This is a genomic window from Streptomyces sp. NPDC107517 (assembly GCF_055582645.1).
In genome coordinates this window covers 223,102-244,621 of sequence record NZ_JBVJPM010000005.1, presented here as the reverse complement: position 1 = coordinate 244,621, position 21,520 = coordinate 223,102, and the positions used below count along the sequence as shown (strand labels likewise).

At 69.4% G+C, this 21,520-nt stretch carries 21 protein-coding genes and 1 pseudogene; 4 read left to right on the top strand and 18 right to left on the bottom strand.

Annotated features, from left to right (window positions below; all coding sequences use genetic code 11):
- Window positions 1-57: 57 nt before the first annotated feature.
- From ACZ67T_RS14580 to ACZ67T_RS14545, 8 genes are all read right to left on the bottom strand, one after another.
- Window positions 58-255, bottom strand: coding sequence for a hypothetical protein (locus ACZ67T_RS14580; RefSeq protein WP_362905859.1), 198 nt, complete (start codon window positions 253-255; stop codon window positions 58-60).
- 9 nt (window positions 256-264) lie between these two features.
- A complete protein-coding gene (locus ACZ67T_RS14575) occupies window positions 265-510 on the bottom strand; it encodes a hypothetical protein (RefSeq protein WP_469984083.1) in 246 nt (81 codons plus the stop codon).
- A gap of 137 nt (window positions 511-647) precedes the next feature.
- Window positions 648-1,604, bottom strand: a complete 957-nt coding sequence (locus tag ACZ67T_RS14570) for a helix-turn-helix transcriptional regulator (RefSeq protein ID WP_469984082.1) — start codon at window positions 1,602-1,604, stop codon at window positions 648-650.
- Window positions 1,605-1,619: 15 nt separating this feature from the next.
- The gene (locus tag ACZ67T_RS14565; protein ID WP_469984080.1) at window positions 1,620-2,573 is read right to left on the bottom strand and encodes a helix-turn-helix transcriptional regulator; all 954 of its coding nucleotides are present in this window, start codon (window positions 2,571-2,573) and stop codon (window positions 1,620-1,622) included.
- A 229-nt stretch (window positions 2,574-2,802) separates the two neighbouring features.
- Window positions 2,803-3,177 (bottom strand): FKBP-type peptidyl-prolyl cis-trans isomerase, encoded by a 375-nt coding sequence (locus ACZ67T_RS14560; protein WP_116503132.1) that lies wholly within the window; start codon window positions 3,175-3,177, stop codon window positions 2,803-2,805.
- Window positions 3,178-3,236: 59 nt separating this feature from the next.
- Entirely contained in the window at window positions 3,237-4,253 is a 1,017-nt protein-coding gene (locus tag ACZ67T_RS14555; RefSeq protein WP_469984079.1) for an FKBP-type peptidyl-prolyl cis-trans isomerase, read from the bottom strand.
- 143 nt (window positions 4,254-4,396) lie between these two features.
- Window positions 4,397-5,758: a Pup--protein ligase gene (gene pafA, locus ACZ67T_RS14550; protein ID WP_030606492.1), complete on the bottom strand. Its 1,362-nt coding sequence runs from the start codon at window positions 5,756-5,758 to the stop codon at window positions 4,397-4,399.
- A 9-nt stretch (window positions 5,759-5,767) separates the two neighbouring features.
- Window positions 5,768-7,027 carry an MFS transporter gene (locus ACZ67T_RS14545; RefSeq protein WP_469984077.1) on the bottom strand — a complete coding sequence of 420 codons (1,260 nt, stop codon included), beginning with the start codon at window positions 7,025-7,027 and terminating at the stop codon, window positions 5,768-5,770.
- A 124-nt stretch (window positions 7,028-7,151) separates the two neighbouring features.
- Here ACZ67T_RS14545 and ACZ67T_RS14540 point away from each other — a divergent pair, with 124 nt between their 5' ends.
- Window positions 7,152-8,198, top strand: coding sequence for a LacI family DNA-binding transcriptional regulator (locus ACZ67T_RS14540; RefSeq protein WP_469984075.1), 1,047 nt, complete (start codon window positions 7,152-7,154; stop codon window positions 8,196-8,198).
- Window positions 8,199-8,262: 64 nt separating this feature from the next.
- Here ACZ67T_RS14540 and prcA read toward each other — a convergent pair whose 3' ends face one another.
- The 6 genes and pseudogenes from prcA to arc all read right to left on the bottom strand — a co-directional run bounded on the left by prcA (window position 8,263) and on the right by arc (window position 14,065).
- Entirely contained in the window at window positions 8,263-9,021 is a 759-nt protein-coding gene (prcA, locus tag ACZ67T_RS14535) for a proteasome subunit alpha (protein ID WP_453774125.1), read from the bottom strand.
- Window positions 9,022-9,104: 83 nt separating this feature from the next.
- Window positions 9,105-9,947 (bottom strand): proteasome subunit beta, encoded by an 843-nt coding sequence (gene prcB, locus ACZ67T_RS14530; RefSeq protein ID WP_469984074.1) that lies wholly within the window; start codon window positions 9,945-9,947, stop codon window positions 9,105-9,107.
- Window positions 9,899-10,094: pseudogene (locus tag ACZ67T_RS14525) on the bottom strand (endonuclease domain-containing protein); the annotation flags it as partial. The pseudogene ACZ67T_RS14525 and the gene prcB, both read right to left, overlap by 49 nt.
- Window positions 10,095-10,169: 75 nt before the next feature.
- A complete protein-coding gene (locus ACZ67T_RS14520; protein ID WP_011027899.1) occupies window positions 10,170-10,388 on the bottom strand; it encodes a ubiquitin-like protein Pup in 219 nt (72 codons plus the stop codon).
- 120 nt (window positions 10,389-10,508) lie between these two features.
- Window positions 10,509-12,020, bottom strand: coding sequence for a depupylase/deamidase Dop (gene dop / locus ACZ67T_RS14515; RefSeq protein ID WP_469984073.1), 1,512 nt, complete (start codon window positions 12,018-12,020; stop codon window positions 10,509-10,511).
- Window positions 12,021-12,298: 278 nt separating this feature from the next.
- Window positions 12,299-14,065, bottom strand: a complete 1,767-nt coding sequence (arc, locus tag ACZ67T_RS14510) for a proteasome ATPase (RefSeq protein WP_469984072.1) — start codon at window positions 14,063-14,065, stop codon at window positions 12,299-12,301.
- Window positions 14,066-14,319: 254 nt separating this feature from the next.
- Here arc and ACZ67T_RS14505 point away from each other — a divergent pair, with 254 nt between their 5' ends.
- Complete coding sequence (locus ACZ67T_RS14505; protein WP_227293762.1) at window positions 14,320-14,634, top strand: ferredoxin; 315 nt, start codon at window positions 14,320-14,322, stop codon at window positions 14,632-14,634.
- Window positions 14,635-14,734: 100 nt separating this feature from the next.
- On the opposite strand, the gene ACZ67T_RS14500 is transcribed toward ACZ67T_RS14505, so the two are convergent.
- From ACZ67T_RS14500 to ACZ67T_RS14490, 3 genes are all read right to left on the bottom strand, one after another.
- Window positions 14,735-15,313 carry a hypothetical protein gene (locus tag ACZ67T_RS14500; protein ID WP_469984071.1) on the bottom strand — a complete coding sequence of 193 codons (579 nt, stop codon included), beginning with the start codon at window positions 15,311-15,313 and terminating at the stop codon, window positions 14,735-14,737.
- A gap of 219 nt (window positions 15,314-15,532) precedes the next feature.
- Window positions 15,533-16,438, bottom strand: a complete 906-nt coding sequence (locus ACZ67T_RS14495) for a tRNA (adenine-N1)-methyltransferase (protein ID WP_469984069.1) — start codon at window positions 16,436-16,438, stop codon at window positions 15,533-15,535.
- Between the two features lie 61 nt (window positions 16,439-16,499).
- Complete coding sequence (locus ACZ67T_RS14490) at window positions 16,500-18,026, bottom strand: site-2 protease family protein (RefSeq protein ID WP_469984068.1); 1,527 nt, start codon at window positions 18,024-18,026, stop codon at window positions 16,500-16,502.
- A gap of 206 nt (window positions 18,027-18,232) precedes the next feature.
- Here ACZ67T_RS14490 and ACZ67T_RS14485 point away from each other — a divergent pair, with 206 nt between their 5' ends.
- Together ACZ67T_RS14485 and ACZ67T_RS14480 are read left to right on the top strand one after the other, a co-directional pair.
- The gene (locus ACZ67T_RS14485) at window positions 18,233-19,090 is read left to right on the top strand and encodes a RecB family exonuclease (RefSeq protein WP_469984066.1); all 858 of its coding nucleotides are present in this window, start codon (window positions 18,233-18,235) and stop codon (window positions 19,088-19,090) included.
- A 38-nt stretch (window positions 19,091-19,128) separates the two neighbouring features.
- Entirely contained in the window at window positions 19,129-19,800 is a 672-nt protein-coding gene (locus ACZ67T_RS14480; RefSeq protein WP_018535046.1) for a response regulator, read from the top strand.
- A 65-nt stretch (window positions 19,801-19,865) separates the two neighbouring features.
- On the opposite strand, the gene ACZ67T_RS14475 is transcribed toward ACZ67T_RS14480, so the two are convergent.
- Window positions 19,866-21,455, bottom strand: a complete 1,590-nt coding sequence (locus ACZ67T_RS14475) for an ABC transporter substrate-binding protein (RefSeq protein WP_469984065.1) — start codon at window positions 21,453-21,455, stop codon at window positions 19,866-19,868.
- Window positions 21,456-21,520: the final 65 nt, after the last annotated feature.

Sequence of the window (21,520 nt, the reverse complement as noted above, 5' to 3'; positions counted from 1 at the left end):
AGGGGTAAAGCGCTTACCAGCACTGTCTCCCGCGTCACATTACGGCGGGTCGTGCGATCAGAGGAGTTCGCGGCTCGTGCGGGCCGTGGCGGTCGCCGCTCGCTCCAGATCCTCCGCCGCGCGGTTGATCTGCTGTGTGGTGTCGGCGACTTGGCGCCCGAGGCGCTGAGCCTCGACAAAGACCTTGACCGCGAGCACGCCGAGCACGGCGAGCCCCACGAACCCCACAGCAATCGCCAGCATCGCCCAGAACATGCGCCGAGCCTAGACGGTCTGATGGAGGCGGAGCGTGCTCACCCCTCCGCCGGTGAGGAGTTCGATGATGCGCTCCCCGGCCGGCTTGCGTACGGCGGCCCCGCATCCGGGGCATGTGAACGAGTAGAACGTGGTGCGTCGGGTGGCGCCGATCGCCAGGCGCAGGGCCCCTGCGGAGAGTTCGAAGCGCTCACGGCAGTCGGGGCAGGCGGCCTTGAACAGCACCGGACCCACCACCGTAGACAATCCACCCATTTCGACCATCCCAGACTTTTCAGAACTTCCCGAACTTCTGGCACCCCCCGGGCCGCACCGCGGTCGACGGCACACCCACCCTTCTCACCGGACCGCACGCATGAGGGTCGTCACGGACCCGCCCGCGGCCAACGGCCCTACCCCTGACCGTCGTACGCGGCCAGCGCCTCCCCGGCAGCCTGCCGCGCACTCTCGGCGAGCCCGACCGGCGAGACGATGCGCCCGTCGCGGCCGAGCCGGAGCGCCAGCCGCTTCAGCGAGGACGGGTCCGGCGTGCGCAGCGTGATCCGCAGGCCGCCGTCGGCCAACTCCTCCGCGCTGTCGTGCGGGTAGTACTCCGCGACCCAGCGTCCGCCAGGACCGACCTCGACCACGACCTCGGGGTCCTCGGCCGCGGGCTGCACGAGCCCCTCGGACAGGTCCCTCAGTTCGATCTCCGGCGGCGCGGACGGCTCGTCCAGGATCCGGATCTCGGCGACCCGGTCGAGCCGGAAGGTGCGCCGCGCCTCGGAGCGCCGGCACCAGGCCTCTACGTAGGTGTGGCCGACGCTCACCAGGCGAATCGGGTCGATCTCCCGCTCGGTGAGCTCGTCGCGAGCCGGGGAGTAGTAGCGGATCCACAGCCGGCGCCGCTCCGAGATGGCCCGGTCGACGTCGGCGAAGACGCCGCCCTCGGCCTCGAAGGTCACGGAGAGCCGGGCACTCGCCCCGGCCGCCTCGCCGGCCGCGGCCTCCAGCTTCGCGGTGGCCCGGAGCAGCGCGAGCCGGTCGCTCTCCCTGAGGCCGGGCAGCGTGGACACGGCGCGCGCGGCGACGAGCAGCGCTGTCGCCTCGTCGGCGGCGAGCCGCAGCGGCGCGGCGACATCGTCCGGGTTGTGCCACCAGATGCGGTCGCCGTCCGTGTCGATGTCGAGGAGGTCGCCTCCGCGGAAGCTCGTCCCGCACAGCGGCAGGATGTCGAGGTCCGAGATCAGCTCGTCCTCGGTGATCCCGAAAGCGCGGGCGACATCCTCGACGCGCGCGCCGGGGCGCTCCCGCAGATACGTCACGAGGGACAGCATCCGCCGGGTCTGGTCGATGGCGTTCGTGGCCATTGGTCCTCGTTCCCCTCAGCCCTTGGCCACGGCGCGCAGCCGGTCGACGACCTCGGCCCGCAGCTCGGCGGGTTCGAGGACGACCACGTCGGGCCCGAACTCGACCAACCAGGCGTCGAGCCCGTGCCCGTAAGGAATCTCCAGCTCGTCCCAGCCGTCGCCGAGATCGCGTACGGCCGAGGCCTTGGCGCGCAGCGGATAGCCGGAACCGGAGCGCAGCCTGATGAGGGCCGTGCGGTCGGCGGTCTCGCCGGCCCAGCTCGCGACGGTCTCGCGGACCGTCACGACGTCGGGCACGTCGGCGGTGAAACGGCCGGCGCGGGAGCGGACCTTGCCGGTGATGCGGGAGAGCCGGAAGACGCGTTCGGCGCCGCGGTCGCGGTCCCAGCCGGCGAGATACCAGTGGCCGCGCCAGCACTCGAGCGCCCACGGCTCGACATGCCGCTGCTCGGGCCGCGCGGCGGTGGCCTTGCGGTAGTCGAAGACCACGGGCCGGCGGTCGCGGCAGGCCAGCATCAGCGGCTCGAACGACGTCTCGTGCGCCGGGATGCGGGGTTCGAGGGCGGAGTGCGCCTCGTAGGGGTCGACGTCCTCGGGGAGGCCCGCGGCCCGCAGCTTCTGCAGGGCTCCGCTCGCGGCGCCGGCGAGGCGGGCCTGCTGCCAGACCTTCGCGGCCAGGCCGAGCGCGGCGGCCTCCTCGGCGTCGAGGGTGACGGGCGGCAGCCGGTTGCTGTCGCGGCGGGCGAGGTAGCCGATCTCGCCGTCGAGGCTCTCCACGGTCGCGATGACCAGGCCGAGCTCGCGCAGGTCGTCCTTGTCCCGCTCGAACATCCGGTTGAAGCTGTCGTCGGAGTTGGCTTCCAGGTAGGCCTCGATGGAACCGCGCAGCTCACGCTTGCTGAGCGGGCGTCCCGTCCCGAGCAGACACAGCGCCAGATTCATCAGCCGCTCGGCCTTCGCAATGGCCATCGACGCCCTACGTCCTCTCTTCGAGAGCCCCCTGGCTCTCCCCCATCCGAACGTCGACCGTACCGCTCCGGGGTGTCGTGGCAAAAGCCGAGGACAGGGGGTGCGTCCCAAAGGGATTCGGTGGAGGGCGGTGGAGGGGATACGGGCTGGGCCCATGCCAGAAGGCATGGGCCCAGAGTTGACCGCTTGTGGTCACAGTCTGATCAGACGGCGACCGCGTCGATGACGATCAGACGCCGATCAGGTCGCAGACGAAGATCAGCGTCTCGCCGGGGGCGATCACGCCGCCGCCGGCGCCACGCTCGCCGTAGGCGAGGTGGGCGGGGATGGTCAGCCGGCGGCGACCGCCGACCTTCATGCCCTGGATGCCCTTGTCCCAGCCGGTGATGACCTGGCCGGCGCCGAGCTGGAACTCCAGCGGGTTGCCGCGGTTCCAGGAGGCGTCGAACTCCTCGCCGGTGGAGAAGGCCACGCCCACGTAGTGGACCTTGACGTAGTCGCCGGGCTTGGCGACGGCGCCGTCACCCTCCCAGATCTCCTTGATCTCCAGGTCAGCCGGCGGCTGGCCCTCGGGGAAGTCGATCTCGGGCTTCTCGATGCTCACGTCTCTTGCTCCTGCTGCTAAACGGTTGGGCAACCCGGACAGTCTTGCATCCCGCAGGGTCAGGACGTGGCCAGGATGTCGACGACGAACACGAGCGTCGAGTTGGCCGGGAGCGTGTCGCCCTTGGCCTCCTTGCCGTACGCCTGGTCGGCGGGGATCACCAGGAGGACGCGGTCGCCCACGTGCTTGCCGACGAGACCCTTGTCCCAGCCCGGGATGACCTGTCCCTGGCCGATCACCGTGGTGAAGGGCTGGCCGGTGTTCCACGACGAGTCGAAGAGCGTCGCCTTCGGCTTGCCCTCGTTGATCTTCCAGGCGGCACCGCTGTACTGCATGGTGACCGTCTTGCCGCTCTTGACCTCGGCGCCCTTGCCCTGGATCAGGACCTTGTCGACCAGCTTCTTCGGCGGGTCGTTCTTCGGCACGGAGATCGTCGCGGGCTCCGGCTTGTCGGCCTTGATCTGCGGCAGGTCCGACGGGATGGACGCCTGCGTGCCCGTCACCATCTTCGGGGTGATCTTGCCGACGTCGATCGCGAAGACCAGCGTGTCGGTGCCGGTGACGCCCGCCTGCTGGTTGCCCTGGCTGCCGAAGCCGGCGGCGGGCGGCGCCACGACGAGGACGCGGCTGCCCTCCTTCTGGCCGACCAGGGCGTCCGAGAACGCCGGGATGACCGACTTCGAACCCGCGGTGATCAGCTGCGGGCTGCCGCCCGCCTGGTAGGAGCTGCCGAGGTCCTTGCCGCTCTTCCAGACCTTGCCGGTGAAGTTCATCGACACCAGGTCGTCCTTCTTGACCACGGCACCGTCACCCTGCGACAGCGTGTGCACGACGAACTTGCCGCTCGGCTGGGCCTTCGGCACGGTGATCGTCGCCTGCTTGCCGACAGCGCCGCTGATCTCCGGCATGGGCGAGGCCGAGTCGACGGGCTTGGGCGCGGCCGCCTCGGCCTGGGGCGAGGAGGACGCCGAATCCGCCTTGTCCGTGTCGCTCTTCTTGTTGTCATCACCCCCGCACGCCGTCGCGGTCAGCGCCAGAGCCGGGACGATGAGCAGAGCAGCAAGTCGGCGTCGCACAGTGATCCTCAGGTTGCGGGTTACATGAGTACGGTTCAGCCACTGTAGGCCCTCGCGTCCCTTGCCCGGGGTACCGCACGCACAGCAAAGGCCCCGTACACGGATCGTGTACGGGGCCTTTGGCCGACGGTGAGCCGGTCGTCCTACATTCCGGCGATCAGCTTCTCCACCCGGTCGTCCACCGACCGGAAGGGGTCCTTGCACAGCACCGTCCGCTGCGCCTGGTCGTTCAGCTTCAGGTGCACCCAGTCGACCGTGAAGTCACGACGCTGTTCCTGGGCCCTGCGGATGAAGTCGCCCCGCAGCCTCGCGCGCGTCGTCTGCGGCGGCACCGACTTGCCCTCGAAGATCTTGAGGTCGTTGCAGATGCGGGCCGCCTGTCCCTTCCTCTCCAGAAGGTAGTAGAGGCCCCTGCGGCGGTGGATGTCGTGATACGCGAGATCTATCTGCGCGACCCGCGGATGCGACATGGTCATGTTGTGCTTGGCCCGGTACCGCTCGATGAGCTTGTACTTCATCACCCAGTCGATCTCGGTGCCGATCCGGTCGAGGTCCTCGGCCTCGATCGAGTCGAGAACGCGGCCCCACAGTTCGAGGACCTGCTCGACGGTGCCGGTGCGGATCCCGCGGCGCTCGCAGAAGTCCACGGCCTTCTCGTAGTACTCGCGCTGCACCTCGAGGGCGGATGCCTCGCGGCCGCTGGCCAGACGCACCTTGCGCCGGCCGGTGATGTCGTGGCTGACCTCGCGGATGGCCCGGATCGGGTTCTCCAGTGTGAGGTCACGCATGACCGTGCCCGCCTCGATCATGCGGAGCACGAGGTCGGTCGCGCCCACCTTGAGGAGCATCGTCGTCTCGGACATGTTCGAGTCGCCGACGATGACGTGCAGGCGCCGGTAGCGCTCGGCGTCCGCGTGCGGTTCGTCGCGGGTGTTGATGATGGGGCGGGAACGCGTGGTCGCGGAGGACACGCCCTCCCAGATGTGCTCGGCACGCTGGCTCACGCAGTACACGGCACCGCGTGGAGTCTGCAGCACCTTGCCCGCGCCGCACAGCAGTTGCCGTGTGACCAGGAACGGAATGAGGATGTCCGCGAGTCGCGAGAACTCCCCGTGACGGGCCACCAGATAGTTCTCGTGGCAGCCGTAGGAGTTTCCCGCCGAGTCGGTGTTGTTCTTGAAGAGATAGACGTCGCCCGCGATTCCCTCCTCGTGCAGGCGGCGTTCGGCGTCGACGAGCAGGCCTTCCAGAATGCGCTCGCCCGCTTTGTCGTGCGTGACCAACTCGGTCACGTTGTCACATTCGGGAGTTGCGTATTCCGGATGTGACCCGACATCGAGATAGAGGCGGGCGCCGTTCCGCAGAAAGACATTGCTGCTGCGGCCCCATGACACGACACGGCGGAAGAGGTACCGCGCCACCTCGTCAGGAGACAGGCGGCGCTGTCCCCTAAACGTACATGTGACGCCGTACTCGTTCTCCAGCCCGAAAATGCGGCGGTCCATGAGTGAACATTACGCCTGATGCCCTGTACTGAAACCGGGTTCGACAGCACCGTTTCGATCATTTTCCGATGAGCCCGCGACACGCCCGGCGCCACGGGGAGCTGCGAGGACCCGTCCGGTGGCGAGGAGCACGAGCAGCGCGGCCACGCCAGCGGCTCCGGGAACGGCGAAGCCCCACACCGTGCCGCCCCACTCGACGACCGGTCCGGCCACGGCGGTTCCGACCGACGTACCCACCGTGAACGTCGTCACGAGCCACGAGAACGCCTCCGTCACCGTGCCCCGCGGCGCGTGCCGGTCCACGATGATGAACGCGCACGCGATCGACGGGGCGAGGAACACACCCGCGAGGGCCGTCAGCGCCGTCATGGCCACGACGCCCGGCATGAGCACCAGCGGCACGTAGAACAGGGCCAGCAGGGCCACCAGCCGGGGCAGCCGCCGCTCGGGGGCTCCGGCCCACTGCCGCGCCCCGTACACGGAGCCACCGACCAGCGCGCCCAGCCCGAGCGCCGCCATCAGCCAGCCGTAGGTCACATCACCGCCGTGCCCGTCCGCGTACGAGACACCCGCCACCGTGATCGAGCCCAGCGCCGTCCCGATGAACAGGAACGCACCGAGGAGAGCGAGGAGTCCCGGCGAGCGCAGGGCGCCCAGCCAGTGCGCCTCACGCGGCGCCGAGCGCCACGCACGCGAAGGCTGCGACACCACCACCGAGAGCGCGCCGAGCACGCCGACGACGTTCAGGACGACGAGCGCGGCCTGCGCCGACCACAGGGAGACGCACACGGTGACGAGCAGCGGCCCGACGGTGAACATGACTTCCTGCGCCACGGCGTCCATCGCGTACGCGGTGTGGACCTGATCCTCGCGCGGCAGCACATTCGGCCACAGCGCGCGCAGTCCGCCCTCCAGCGGCGGCGTGAACAGTCCGGCCGCGGCCACCGCGACGTAGGCGAGCGCCGGTGATCCGGTCCCGGCGAAGGCGAAGACGGTCATGGCGAGTGCCGACGCCAGGGCCGCGGGGAACTGCACTCCCGGCTGCCCTCGCAGGTCCACGAGCCGGCCGAGCAGCGGCTGGCCCACCGCGTTGGCGACGCCGTACACCGCGGCGAGTGCCCCGGCCAGGCTGTACGTGCCGCCCTCCGCGCGGACGAACAGCACGATCGCGATGGCGGCCGTCGCGTTCGGCAGCCGCCCCACCAGGGTGCCCACCAGCAGCCGCGACGCGTGCCGCGCCTTGAGGATCTCCGTATATCCCGCGGCCATCGCCCGCCCTCTCGCCGCCCCGAGGCGCATAGGTTTTACGTATAACTTCGAGGGTCATACGTACCATGTCCGCAGGCCAGGGGTCCACCCGAAAGGCCCCGCCGCGCACCCCACGGAGGCATGAGTGACGACCGGGTCAGACGAGACGGCCCCGGCGCGCCCCACCAGCCGCGACGTCGCCCGCGCCGCCGGGGTCTCCCAGGCCGCCGTCTCCCTCGTGCTCGGCGACAAATGGCGCGGCCGCGTGGCCGAGGCCACCGCCGAACGCGTCCGCGCCGCCGCCCGCGACCTCGGCTACCGCCCCAACCTCGCCGCCCGCAACCTGCGCCTCGGCCGCACCCGCACCGCCCTCCTCGTGGTCCCCGCCCTCACCAACGAGTTCTTCGCCGGCGTGTACACCGGCGCCGCCCGCGTCGCGGCCGAGCACGGCTTCGGCGTCGTGCTCTACCCCTCCCCCGAAGGCATCGGCCCCGCCCGCGACCCCTTCGACTCCGCGCGCGCGGCCCTCGACGGCGTACTCGCCTCCTCCATGGCCTCCGACGCCGTCACCGCCATCCGCGGTGGCGGACTGCCCCTCGTCATGCTCGACAGCGACCCCGACGACACGGCCGCCACCGGAGCCGCCACCGGAGCCGCCACCGTCAACCTCGACATCGCCGACGGAATGCGCCAGGTGACGGACCATCTGCTCGCCCTCGGCCACCGCCGGTTCCTGCACCTCGCGTCCGCCGTGCCCTCCTGGACCTTCGACGTACGCGCCCACGAACTCGCCGGCCGCATCTCCCGCGTCCCCGGAACTCACGTCCGCACCGTGCACTCACACCTGACGGTCGAGGCAGCCCGCACCGCCGCACAGGCCGCGCTCACCGCCCCCGGCCCCCGCCCCACCGCCATCGTCTGCGACGACGACAAACTCGCCACCGGCGCCTACAAGGCCGCCCGCAGACTGGGCCTGCGCATCCCCGACGACCTCTCCGTCACCGGCTTCGACGACCTCGCCCTCGCCACCGCCGTCGAGCCCGAACTCACCACCGTCCGGCTCCCCGCGGAGCTCTTCGGCGAGCGAGGCATGGCCGCGCTCCTCGCCGTCCTGGACGGTCGCGCTCCGGAAACCGCCGCGCTCCCCGTCGAGTTGGTCGTCCGCGGCTCCACGGCCGCGCCCGCCGGCTGATACGACGAACGGCGCCCCGACCGCTACTGCGATCGGGGCGCCGCACACGTGCAGGAAACCCTGCTCACTCCTCGTCTTCGGACTCCGCGTCACTGCTCTCCACGGGCTCGGCGGACGTCGCCGCGCCGGCCTCGAGCAGCCGCGACAACTGCGGCCCCACAATGCGCTTGAACTTCCGCTGCTGCGGGCGCGTGCGGTCGAGAACCGCCACCTCGAGCCGCTCCGCGGGGATCTCCCGCTCACTGCCGTTGGTGTCCCGCGACAGCGCCTGCACCGCCAGCTTCAGCGCCTCCGCGAGAGTCATCCCGTCCCGGTGGCGCTGATCCAGATAGGTGCTGATCTGCTCCGCGTTACCCCCGACCGCGACCGAGCCGTGCTCGTCGACGATCGAGCCGTCGTGCGGAAGGCGGTAGATCTGGTCACCCTCGGGCTCGGACCCGACCTCGGCGACCACCAGCTCCACCTCGTACGGCTTCTCGGCGCTGCTCGAGAAGATCGTGCCCAGCGTCTGCGCGTACACATTCGCCAGGCCACGCGCGGTCACATCGTCGCGGTCGTAGGTGTAACCCCGCAGGTCGGCGTAGCGCACACCGCCGATCCGCAGGTTCTCGTACTCGTTGTACTTACCGGCGGCGGCGAAGCCGATCCGGTCGTAGATCTCGCTGAACTTGTGCAGCGCGCGGGACGGGTTCTCGCCGACGAACACGATGCCATCGGCGTACTGCAGCACAACCAGGCTGCGACCGCGGGCGATGCCCTTGCGGGCGTACTCCGCCCGGTCGGCCATGGCCTGCTGGGGTGAGACATAGAACGGCGTCGACACCGGCTGTCCGTCCCTTTCTGTCAGTGACTCAGTGACTCAAGTCTCGGGCGAATGGCGCTTCGGGCATGACGGATACACACCGGTCAGAGAAGCGCGGCCCGCGGGCCGTCGGGCTGCTCCAGCCGGCGCTCGAGGATGGAACGGGCGATCTGCGCACCCTCCTCGTCGGTGAGCCTGCGGAACCCGTCGTCCGTGATCACGGTGACGATCGGGTAGATCCGGCGCGCCACATCGGGACCACCGGTCGCCGAGTCGTCGTCCGCCGCGTCGTAGAGCGCCTGCACGACGAGCGTCGTGGCCTCGGCCTCCGTCAGATCGTCGCGGTAGAGCTTCTTCATGGCGCCACGCGCGAAGATCGACCCGGAACCCGTCGCCGCGTACCCGTGCTCCTCGCTCCGCCCGCCCGTGACGTCGTACGAGAAGATGCGGCCCTTGCCGCGGTCCACGTCGTACCCCGCGAACAGCGGCACCACGGCGAGGCCCTGCATGGCCATGCCGAGGTTCGACCGGATCATGGTCGAGAGCCGGTTCGCCTTGCCCTCCAGCGACAGCTGGGCGCCTTCCACCTTCTCGAAGTGCTCCAGCTCCAGCTGGAAGAGCTTCACCATCTCCACGGCCAGACCGGCCGTACCGGCGATGCCCACCGCCGAGTACTCGTCCGCCGGAAAGACCTTCTCGATGTCGCGCTGAGCGATCATGTTGCCCATGGTGGCCCGGCGGTCACCGGCGAGGACCACACCGCCGGGGAACGTGATGGACACGATCGTCGTGCCGTGCGGCGCCTCGATCGCACCCTTCACCGGCAACTCGCGGTTCCCGGGCAGGATTTCAGGCTGGTGCACGGCCAGAAAGTCCACGAAGGACGACGACCCGGGCGTCAGGAAGGCAGCTGGTAGACGCCCGGTGCTACGAGTGTTGGCTTCCACGCGATTCCTTCCACGTAGGCGGCGGCGCGACGGAGGACGTCAGGATGAACATCCCAACTTGCCGATGGCCGAATTGCAGTTGAAGCACAGTACGTCAGGGACCCTACCCGCCGGACGGCGGTGATCCACATCAGTGGCCGGGTGCTTGGGACGGCTTCGGTCGACGGCCTGCCCGCCCCCGGCACCCCGGCCACGCCACCTTCAGATCAAAGGTGGAACGAGCTACTCGCCACCCTTTTGAACGAAGCTCCGCACGAAGTCCTCGGCGTTCTCCTCGAGGACATCATCGATCTCGTCCAGCACGGAGTCCACGTCGTCGCTCAGCTTCTCCTGGCGTTCCTTGAGGTCCTCGGAAGCCTGCGCGTCCTGCGCCTGCTCCTCGACCTCCTCGGTGGAGCGCGTCGCCTTCTGCTGTCCGCCGCCGGTGTCCTTGGTCGCCATCTACCTCACCCCGCTCGGTTCGACGTTCTTGATCAGACCCTACAAGCCGGGTCCGACATCGGCCCCGCACTTCGTCCAACGTGCGAGGCCCACCCATGTGATTCCCCTGCCGCCGGCTTTTCAGCCTCCGGACAGCACCCGGACCAGATCTTCGGCCGTGCGGCACCGGTCGAGCAGCTCCTTCACGTGATTACGCGTTCCGCGAAGGGGTTCGAGGGTTGGGACCCGCTGCAGGGAGTCACGGCCGGGGAGATCGAAGATCACCGAGTCCCAGGAGGCCGCGGCGACGTCGTCCGCGTACTGCTCCAGGCAGCGCCCGCGGAAGTACGCCCTGGTGTCCTCCGGCGGCTTCGTACGGGCCCTCTCGACCTCCGGCTCGTCCAGGAGCCGCTTCATCCGGCCGCGGGCCACGAGACGGTTGTACAGGCCCTTCTCGGCCCTCACGTCGGCGTACTGGAGGTCGACGAGGTGGAGCCTGGCGGCGTCCCAGTCGAGGTTGTCGCGGCGGCGGTAGCCCTCCATGAGCTGCCGCTTGGCGACCCAGTCGAGCTCTCCGGCCAGGCTCATCGGGTCGGTCTCCAGGCGGCCGAGCACGTCCTCCCAGCGGGTCAGGACGTCCTTGGTCTGCTCGTCGGCGTCCGCACCGTAGCGCTCCTCGACGTACTTCCTGGCCAGCTCGAAGTACTCCATCTGGAGCTGCACCGCGGTGAGCGTGCGGCCGCTGCGGAGGGTGATCAGGTGTTGCAGGCCGGGGTCGTGGGAGACCTGGTGGAGGGTGCGTACGGGCTGGTCCACGGCCAGGTCGACAGCGATGAAGCCGTCCTCGATCATGGAGAGGACCAGGGCCGTCGTGCCCAGCTTGAGATAGGTCGAGATCTCCGAGAGGTTCGCGTCGCCGATGATCACGTGCAGGCGGCGGTACTTCTCCGCGTCGGCGTGCGGCTCGTCCCTGGTGTTGATGATGGGGCGCTTGAGGGTCGTCTCCAGGCCGACCTCGACCTCGAAGTAGTCCGCGCGCTGGCTGAGCTGGAAGCCGTGCTCGTGGCCGTCCTGGCCGATGCCGACGCGGCCCGCACCGGTGACGACCTGGCGGGAGACGAAGAAGGGCGTCAGGTGGCGCACGATGTCCGAGAAGGGGGTCTCCCGCTTCATCAGGTAGTTCTCGTGCGTGCCGTAGGAGGCGCCCTTGTTGTCGGTGTTGTTCTTGTAGAGGTGGATCGGCTGGGCGCCGGGGAGCTGGGCGGCGCGCTCGGCGGCCTCGGCCATGATGCGCTCGCCGGCCTTGTCCCACAGGACGGCGTCCCGCGGGTTGGTGACCTCGGGGGCGCTGTATTCGGGGTGTGCGTGGTCGACGTACAGGCGGGCACCGTTGGTGAGGATGACATTGGCCAGGCCGATGTCCTCGTCGGTGAGCTGGCTGGAGTCGGCGACCTCACGGGCGAGGTCGAAGCCTCGCGCGTCGCGCAGCGGATTCTCCTCCTCGAAGTCCCAGCGAGCGCGTCGCGCCCGGTGCATCGCCGCCGCATAGGCGTTGACGATCTGGGATGAGGTGAGCATGGCATTGGCGTTGGGGTGGCCGGGCACGGAGATCCCGTACTCCGTCTCGATGCCCATTACTCGCCGTACGGTCATGCGGCCCTCCTTGCCCGGCGGCGCCCCCGTTCGGGGGCGGCGCTCAAGTACCGCTGGTTCTCCAGTGCGCGTGCGGTGCCCGTCCCCGCGCTGCGCGACTCGGCGGTACCGAAGAGCCTAGAACGCCTATGCGCTGGTGGGGAGATCATTACCGTCATTGCTGTCGCTGTGCCTGCGAGTCGGCCGCTGCCGAGAAACCGGAAGGTCGGCCGGAATTGTTGCCTGGAAAACAGTCGGCTGCGGGTACCCGGTAGAGGCACCCGCAGCCGCCCTGCCTTTTACAGGTACTGCCCGGTGTTCGCCACCGTGTCGATGGAGCGGCCGGTGTCCGCGCCCTGCTTTCCGGTGACGAGCGTACGGATGTAAACGATCCGTTCGCCCTTCTTACCGGAGATGCGAGCCCAGTCGTCCGGGTTGGTGGTGTTCGGCAGGTCCTCGTTCTCCTTGAACTCGTCCACGCAAGCCTGGAGGAGGTGGGAGACCCTGAGGCCCTTCTGGTCGTGTTCGAGGAAGGCCTTGATGGCCGCCTTCTTGGCGCGTCCGACGATGTTCTCGATCATGGCGCCCGAGTTGAAGTCCTTGAAGTACAGGACTTCCTTGTCGCCGTTGGCGTACGTGACCTCGAGGAAGCGGTTCTCCTCGCTTTCCGCGTACATCTGCTCCACGGCGGTCTGGATCATTCCGTGGACCGTGCTGGCGCGGTCGCCGCCATGCTCTCCGAGGTCGTCGGAGTGCAGCGGGAGGCGGGCGGTCAGGTACTTGGCGAAGATGTCCTTGGCCGCTTCGGCGTCCGGGCGCTCGATCTTGATCTTCACGTCGAGTCGTCCGGGACGCAGGATCGCGGGGTCGATCATGTCCTCACGGTTGGAGGCGCCGATCACGACCACGTTCTCCAGGCCCTCCACGCCGTCGATCTCGGCGAGCAGCTGGGGGACGATGGTGTTCTCCACGTCCGAGCTGACGCCGGATCCGCGGGTGCGGAAGAGGGACTCCATCTCGTCGAAGAAGACGATGACGGGCGTGCCCTCACTGGCCTTCTCACGCGCACGCTGGAAGACGAGGCGGATCTGCCGCTCGGTCTCGCCGACGTACTTGTTGAGCAGTTCGGGACCCTTGATGTTGAGGAAGAAGCTCTTGCCCGTGGCCTGTCCGGTCACTTCCGCGACCTTCTTGGCAAGGGAGTTGGCCACTGCCTTGGCGATCAGGGTCTTGCCGCAGCCGGGAGGTCCGTAGAGCAGGACGCCCTTGGGCGGCCGCAGCTCGTGCTCCTTGAACAGGTCCGGGTAGAGGTAGGGAAGCTCGACCGCGTCGCGGATCAGTTCGATCTGGTTGCCCAGACCGCCGATCTGCTCGTAGCCGATGTCCGGGACCTCTTCGAGGACGAGCTCTTCGACTTCGCTCTTGGGTACGACTTCGTAGACATAGCCGGATCGGGGTTCGAGCAGGAGGGCGTCGCCGGGGCGGATGTTGATGTCGAGGAGCGGTTCGGCGAGCCGGACCACGCGTTCTTCGTCGGTGTGACCCACCACCAGGGCGCGCTCGCCGTCCTCGAGGATCTCCTTGAGGGTGACGATGTCGCCGACGCTCTCGTACTCCATGGCCTCGACCACGTTGAGCGCTTCGTTGAGCATCACTTCCTGGCCGCGCCTGAGCTCTTCGAGCTCCACGCTGGGGCTCACGTTCACCCGGAGCTTGCGGCCGCCGGTGAAGATGTCGGCGGTACCGTCCTCGTTCGCCACGAGGAAGACTCCGAAGCCGGCCGGCGGCTGTGCGAGCCGGTCGACTTCCTCCTTGAGGGCCACGATCTGGTCGCGGGCCTCCCTGAGCGTGTTGGCAAGCCGCTCGTTCTGTGCGGACACGCCGGCCAGGTTGGTCTGCAGCTCGACGATCCGCTCTTCGAGAATCCTCGTATGACGCGGAGAGTCGGCGAGCTTACGTCGCAGGACGGCGATCTCCTGCTCAAGATAGGCAATCTGACCGGCGGGGTCGTCGGACCCTCTTCCCGGGCGGATGCCGCGGTTCATGTCGTCGTCGTGGGCTGCCACGGTCCTCACCTCCTCCAAGGGGAGCTGGACGCTTCCAGACCCTACCTGGGTGGGTGTCGATTGAAACCCCTAGATCACAAAGACGAAGGGGGTGTGTCCGATCTTCACCCTTGCGCTCTCCCTCACGCCAGGGGAATACCCACCCAACAACATCGGAAAGCGGGCGGTTGTAGGGTCGAAGTGTTCAACACCCGTCGGAGCTGGCCCGACTTGCCGGTACGCGGGGCGGTTCGAGGCAGGAAACGGCAGGAGATATGAGCGTGCAGCAGGAGGCCGGATCCGGCATCGACAGCGGTGTCGCCCTTGAGGTGTGGATCGATCAGGACCTCTGCACCGGCGACGGGATCTGCGTGCAGTACGCGCCGGAGGTCTTCGAGCTGGACATCGACGGACTGGCCTATGTGAAGGGCGCGGAGGACGAGCTGTTGCAGGCGCAGGGGGCCACCACCCCGGTGCCGCTGCCGCTGTTGAACGACGTCGTGGACTCCGCGAAGGAGTGCCCGGGCGACTGCATTCATGTACGTCGCGTTTCGGACAGGGTGGAGGTCTACGGCCCTGACGCGGAGTGACCGCGAGGTCTCCGGGCGTCACTCGACGTAGGGGAAGGCCAACGAAAGGGGCCCGTGCCGCCGTTCCCGGCGGGCACGGGCCCCTTTCGTATGGTGCGCGTCAGACGCTGCGGGCCTGTGCGGGGGTGGAGCGTACGAACGCGTTGCCCTTCCACTGCCACTTGGCCTTGTCCTCGGTGTCGGGGCAGCAACTGGGGACGGCGGCGCTGGAGTAGCCGAGGAGCGTGGCGGTGACGGCCTTGTCGCGTACCGCCACGTCGTCGGCGGTGAGCCGGTCCTTCGGGTCGACGAGGGTGGCGACGATGCGCGGGTCGGCGTTGGCCTCATGGGGTTGGGTGAGGACGTAGACGCCGTTCGGCGGGGTGCCGGAGCCGGCGTCGCAGCGGACCACGGCGACGGTTTCCGGCCTGCCGTCACCGTCGAGGTCCCCGGTGGCCTTCTTCACCACGAGGATCTTGGCGGGGCCGCACTCGAGCGGGAAGTGGACGGCGGCCGGGTCGGGCGGTGCGGCGGTGGTTCTGGTGGAGACGGACTGCGTTGCCGGCTGGGCCGCGGTGGCCGCGCCGGGCTGCAGGAACGAGGAGACCGCGACGACGGCCGATACGGCCGCGGCGGTCGCGAGCCAGTGGATGGGGCGGGTGGTGGTGTGCGCCAGTTCCGGGACGGCGGGGTGCTGCACTAGGAGTGTCTCCTGTGAGGGCTGTGCCGGTGGGGGTGGCCAGCATCGTGCCATACCTCACACTGCGGGGGAACGTCAGGGTCCGCTGATTCTCAGCTTCCTCACCTGTCCTTGCCGTATCGTGCGCGCCGCCCCTCAACGAACGGGCGCCGCCGCCGAGTTCCCCGGGTGTGCGGGGAACTCGGCGGCGGCGCCTTTGCGTTGTGTCGGATGCTCGGGTCAGCGTCCGGCGTTGCCGCCGTCCGCGTTCGGGCCCGAGTAGTCCTCGCCGTACGCGCCCTTGGCGGGGCGGCGGCGGCGCATGGGCGGCTCGACGCCGTCCGCGAGGCGGCGGGCGGTGAGGAGGAAGCCGGTGTGGCCGATCATGCGGTGGTCCGGGCGGACGGCCAGGCCCTCGACGTGCCAGTTACGGATCATCGACTCCCAGGAGGTCGGCTCGTTGAAGCAGCCGATCTCGCGGATGGACTCGACGGTCCGCGCGAGCTGGGTGGTGGTGGCGACGTAGCAGCAGAGGATGCCGCCGGGAACGAGGGCCTTGGAGACGACATCCAGGCACTCCCAGGGGGCGAGCATGTCGAGGATGACGCGGTCCACGTCGACGTCGCTCAGATTGTCCTGGAGGTCCCCGACGGTGAGCTGCCACGCGGGGTGGGAGCCGCCGAAGTAGCGCTCCACGTTCTGCGTGGCGATCTCGGCGAAGTCCTCGCGGCGCTCGTAGGAGTGCAGCATGCCCTCGTCGCCGATGGCGCGCAGCAGGAAGCTGCTCAGCGAGCCGGAGCCGACGCCTGCCTCGACGACGCGTGCGCCCGGGAAGATGTCGGCGAAGGCCAGGATCTGCCCCGCGTCCTTGGGGTAGACCACGGCGGCGCCGCGGGGCATGGACAGGACGTAGTCGGGGAGCAGGGGGCGCAGCGCGAGGTAGGCGACGTTTCCGGTGGTGCGGACAACGCTGCCCTCGGGAGCGCCGATCAGCTCGTCGTGCGGGAAGGAACCCTTGTGGGTGTGGAAGTTCTTCCCGGCCTCGAGCGTGAACGTGTAGTGGCGGCCCTTGGGGTCGGTCAGCTGTACCTGGTCCCCGACCTTGAAGGGCCCGCGTCGGCGGGCGGCACCGGTCGGTTCGGACATGTGACCAGCCTACCGGTCCGTGAGGGGCCCGCGGACCAGGGGCGCGGGGGTGCGGCCCCGGTCAGGAGGGTCGGGCCATGGCCTTGACGAAGGCGCGCTCCACGTCGGCGGCGGACAGGACGCCGTAGATGGCGCCGCTCTCCTCGACGACGAGGTACTCGGTGGCGGGGGTGGCGCGGAGGGTGTCGAGGAGTTCCTCGCCGGCGAGTTCCGCGGAGATGCGCATGCCGTCGGTGAGGTCCTGGGCGAGGCCGCTCACCGCGACCCAGGGGCGGCGGTGTTCCGGTACGCCGACGATGGCGGCCTCGCGGACGAGGGACCTGGGCTCTCCGTCGGCGTCGACGATGACGAGGGCGCGGGCGCCCGCCTCGTTGGCGCGGCGCAGGGCCTCGGAGAGAGGGGTGGCGCTCTCCACGGGGACGGCGCGGCGGGTCAGGGTGCGGGCCCGCAGTTCCGGGAGATGTTCGCGCAGGCGGGCCATGCGCAGGCTGTTGCCGGCACCGGTCCAGATGATCGCGGCGAGGATGGCGGCGAGCAGGGCGTCGGTGACGGTGTCCATGCCGCTGACGTCCGCGGCGCCTTCGCCGAGGGCTCCGGACTGGGTGAGCAGGGGCAGTCCGATGAGGACGGTGACGGCGAGGGCGCGGCCGACCCAGGCGGCGGCGACGGTGCCGCTCATGGGCTTGCCGGTGATCTTCCAGACGATCGCGCGGAGCATGCGGCCGCCGTCGAGGGGCAGGCCGGGCAGCAGGTTGAACGCGGCGACGATGAGGTTGGAGATCATCAGTCCCGCGAGCAGGACGCCGGGCACGGTGCCGGGTTCCACGGCGAGCATGCCGAGGTAGAAGACGCCGGCCAGGACGAGGGAGAGCAGCGGTCCGACGAAGGCGAGCACGAACTCGCGTCCCGGTGTCTCGGACTCCTTCTCGATCTCGGACACGCCGCCGAAGAACTGCAGCTGGATGCGGCGCACCGGCAGCTTGTAGCGGAGCGCGACGACGGTGTGCGCGAGTTCGTGCACGAGTACGGAGGCGTAGAACGCGACCGCGAAGAAGAGGGAGACGAGGTAGCGGGCGGCACCGAGTTCGGGCAGGACGTGGTCGAGCTGGCCGCCGAAGACCCAGGTGATGAGGGCGGCGACGAGGAACCAGCTGGGCGCGACGTAGACGGGGACGCCGAAGGGGCGGCCCATGAGCAGCCCGCCTCGGGGCTCGGGTGCCTTGGTGGGGCGGCGGCCGCTGGTCGCCGGGGTGCGGGCGGGGGGCTCGGGGTCGGCAGGGCGCCTGTCGTCGCCGTCGGCGGAGGCGGGCCCGGTGAACGGGTCCGGGCCGGGTGCGGTGTCAGGCGCGCTGTCGGAGGTCTCGCTCCGGTCGGCCGGGGCGGCGTCCTCGCCGTCGGCAGGGGCGGCGGGGTCGGGGTGTTCCGTGTGCGGGGGCTCTTCCGGGTCCCGCGGCGCGTGCGGCTCGGAGTTCGCCCGGGCCGCGCCGTTCACGGGTGTCGGGGGCACCGGGGGCGTGGGGCCGGGGCGGGCGGCCCGGTGGTCGTCCGTCGTGCCGCTGCCGGGCTGCGGCCGGCCGCTGTCGTCCACGGTGATCCCTCGGTCCCCTCGTCAGAAATCCCTCGCTCCTGCCGTTGCACGATCATGCAGGGCGAGGGGGTCTGCCGTCGATGGTATGCGTCCGGTGTGGCGTGGCCCTCGTCGACTCCCCTGCGGCGCCGCAGGGCCCCGCTTCCCAGGACGTCCGTGACGCATTCGTACCTGACTGTCAGTGGCTGCCCGTAAGGTCTGTCGACATGGAAACCAGCACCGAAGGGGCCTCCGCGGCCGCTCGCCCCGCGTCGCTCTCGCCGTCGCGCGCGAGCGACTTCATGCAGTGCCCGTTGCTCTACCGGTTCCGGGTGATCGACAAGCTGCCCGAGAAGCCGAGCGAGGCGGCGACGCGCGGCACGCTGGTGCACGCCGTGCTGGAGAGACTGTTCGACGCTCCGGCGGGAGAGCGGACGGCCCCGCGGGCCAAGGCGCTCATTCCCGGCCAGTGGGACCGGCTGCGCGAGGTGAAGCCGGAGCTGGCCGAGCTGTTCGCGGACGACGGCGAGGGCGAGCGGATGGCGCGCTGGCTCGGCGAGGCCGAGCAGCTCGTCGAGCGCTGGTTCACGCTGGAGGACCCCACGCGTCTGGAGCCCGCCGAGCGGGAGCTGTTCGTCGAGGCCCAGCTGGACTCGGGCCTGAAGCTGCGCGGCATCATCGACCGGGTCGACGTGGCACCGACGGGCGAGGTCCGCATCGTCGACTACAAGACGGGCAAGGCCCCGCGCCCCGAGTACGCGGAGGGCGCGCTCTTCCAGATGAAGTTCTACGCGCTGGTGGTGTGGCGCCTGAAGGGGGTCGTGCCGCGGCGGCTCCAGCTGGTCTATCTGGGCAGCGGTGATGTGCTGACGTACGACCCGGTGGTGGCGGACCTGGAGCGGGTGGAGCGCAAGCTGCACGCGCTGTGGGAGGCGATCCAGCTGGCCACGGAGACGGGCGAGTGGCGGCCGCGCCCGACGAAGCTGTGCGGTTGGTGCGACCATCAGGCGGTTTGCCCGGAGTTCGGCGGGACTCCCCCGCCGTATCCGCTTCAGATCGGGGTGCCCGGATCGGAGAGCAGCTAGCAGGGCAGAATGGGCCCGGACTACCTAAGGAGAGTTACGTGGCGATCCGCGTCCTACTGGTCGACGACCAGCCGCTGCTCCGTACCGGGTTCCGGATGATTCTGGAGGCCGAGCAGGACATCGCGGTCGTCGGCGAGGCCGGAGACGGCCTGCAGGCGCTCGACCAGGTCCGTGCCCTGCAGCCCGATGTGGTGTTGATGGACATCCGTATGCCGCGGATGGACGGTGTCGAGGCGACCCGGCAGATCACCGGCCCCGGCCGGGACGGTCCGGCGAAGGTGCTCGTCCTGACGACGTTCGACCTCGACGAGTACGTGGTGGAGGCGCTGCGTGCCGGCGCCAGTGGCTTCCTGCTGAAGGACGCTCCGGCCAATGAGCTGGTGCAGGCGATCCGGGTGGTCGCGGCGGGCGAGGCGATGCTCGCGCCGAGCATCACGCGGCGGCTTCTCGACAAGTACGCGGACCATCTGCCGTCCGGCGACGAGCCGGTGCCCGACACACTGCACACGCTGACCGAGCGTGAGGTCGAGGTCCTCAAGCTCGTGGCCCGCGGCCTGTCGAACGCGGAGATCGCGGCGGATCTGTTCGTCAGTGAGACGACGGTGAAGACCCATGTCGGCCATGTGCTGACCAAGTTGGGGCTGCGCGACCGCGTGCAGGCGGCGGTGTACGCGTACGAGAGCGGTCTGGTGCGTCCCGGCGCGCAGTAGAAGCGAGCGTCCGACAGAACAGGCCGGTGGCCGCCTCCCGCGAGGGGAGGCGGCCACCGACGCGTCTACGCAGTGCCCTTGCTGATCTCCCAGAAGCGGAACACGGTCGACGCGTCGAGGCACGACTCCAGGCCGTAGACGCTGTCGCGGACGACGGCGTACTGCTTGGCCTGCCAGACGGGCAGGACCGGCAGCTCGTCGGCGACGATGTTCTGGAGCTGCTCGAAGTCCCGGTCGGTGGAGGCGCGGTCGCTCTGCGCCCCGGTCTCCGGGATGATCTTCCCGGTGATGGTGCTGTTGGTGTAGTTGTTCCCGAGCACGTTGCCGGGGCCGAAGAACGGCTGGGTGAAGTTGTCGGGGTCCGGGTAGTCCGGGACCCAGCCCTTCACGTACACGCCGTACTTGCCGGTCTTGATGTCCTTCTCGTACTGGCCGAACTCGATGGACTTCATGTCGGCTTCGAACAGGCCGCTCGCGTTGAGCTGCTTGGCGACAGCCGCGAGTTCCTGGTCGGTGGCGGGGCCGTAGCGCGAGGGCGTCGACCAGAGGGTGATCTTCACCTTGCCGGTGATGCCGTCGGCACGCAGCGCGGCGCGGGCCTTGGCGGGCGAGGGGTGAGCGCCGTAGGTGTCGAAGAAGGCCGTGTTGTGGCCGCTGATACCCGCCGGGATGATCGAGTACAGCGGGGTGGCGGTGTCCTGGTAGACGTCGTCGACCAGGGCGTCCCGGTCGATCAGGTAGGCCATGGCCTTCCGCACGGACAGGCGTCCGGCGACGGGGTCCTTCATGTTGAAGACCAGGTGCTGGACCTCGGCGCTGGTGCCCTCGACGACGTCCATGGTGTTGCTCGTCGAGGTGGAGTTCTCGATGCCGGCGATATCCTTGGCGGCAAGTCCGCGGTAGGCGAGGTCGATGTCGCCGCCGACGAGGGCCTTCTTCAGGCCCGCCTGGTCGCCGTGGAAGAACTTGATGGTCATGCCGGAGTTCTGGACCTTCGCGGTGCCCTTGTAGTCCGGGTTGACCGAGAAGACGGCCTTCTTCTTGTCGAAGGAGTCCAGCTTGTAGGGGCCGGAGCCGACCGCCTTGCCGTCCGTGCGCAGGCCGTCCATGGAGTAGGAGGTGTGGTCGACGATGGATCCGGCGCCGGACGCGATCTTGCTGGGGAAGGTGGCGTCCGCGTGCTTCAGCTTGAAGACGACCGTCTTGGCGTTCGGCGTCTCGACCTTGTCGAGCATGGGGAACATGATCGCCGGGCCGGCGTCGTCACCGATGTGCATCATGCGGTCGAAGGAGAACTTGACGTCCTTCGAGGTGAGCTTGTGGCCGTTGCTGAAGGTGAGGCCGTCGCGCAGGGTGCAGGAGTAGACGCGGGTGCCGGAGTCCGTGAAGGAGCACTCCTTGGCGGCTTCGGGTTCCGGCTCCGTGCTGCCCTTGGGGAAGCTCAGGAGCGACTGGAACACGTTGTTGAACAGCAGCCACGACCCCGGGTCGTAGCCGGACGCCGGATCGGTGGCCTGGATGTCGTCGGACATTCCCATGACCACGGCTCCGCCCTTCCCGGCGGCATCGCCCTGGTCGGTGCCGCAGCCGGCCAGCAGGGCCGCGGTGAGTCCCGTCCCGAGGGGCAGGACCAGCCACTGGTTGCGCATTCTCACGTACGTGCCTTGTCGTCAGTGGTGCGGAAGTCGGGCGAGCCGGCCGCCCCTTGACGGGAAGGCCG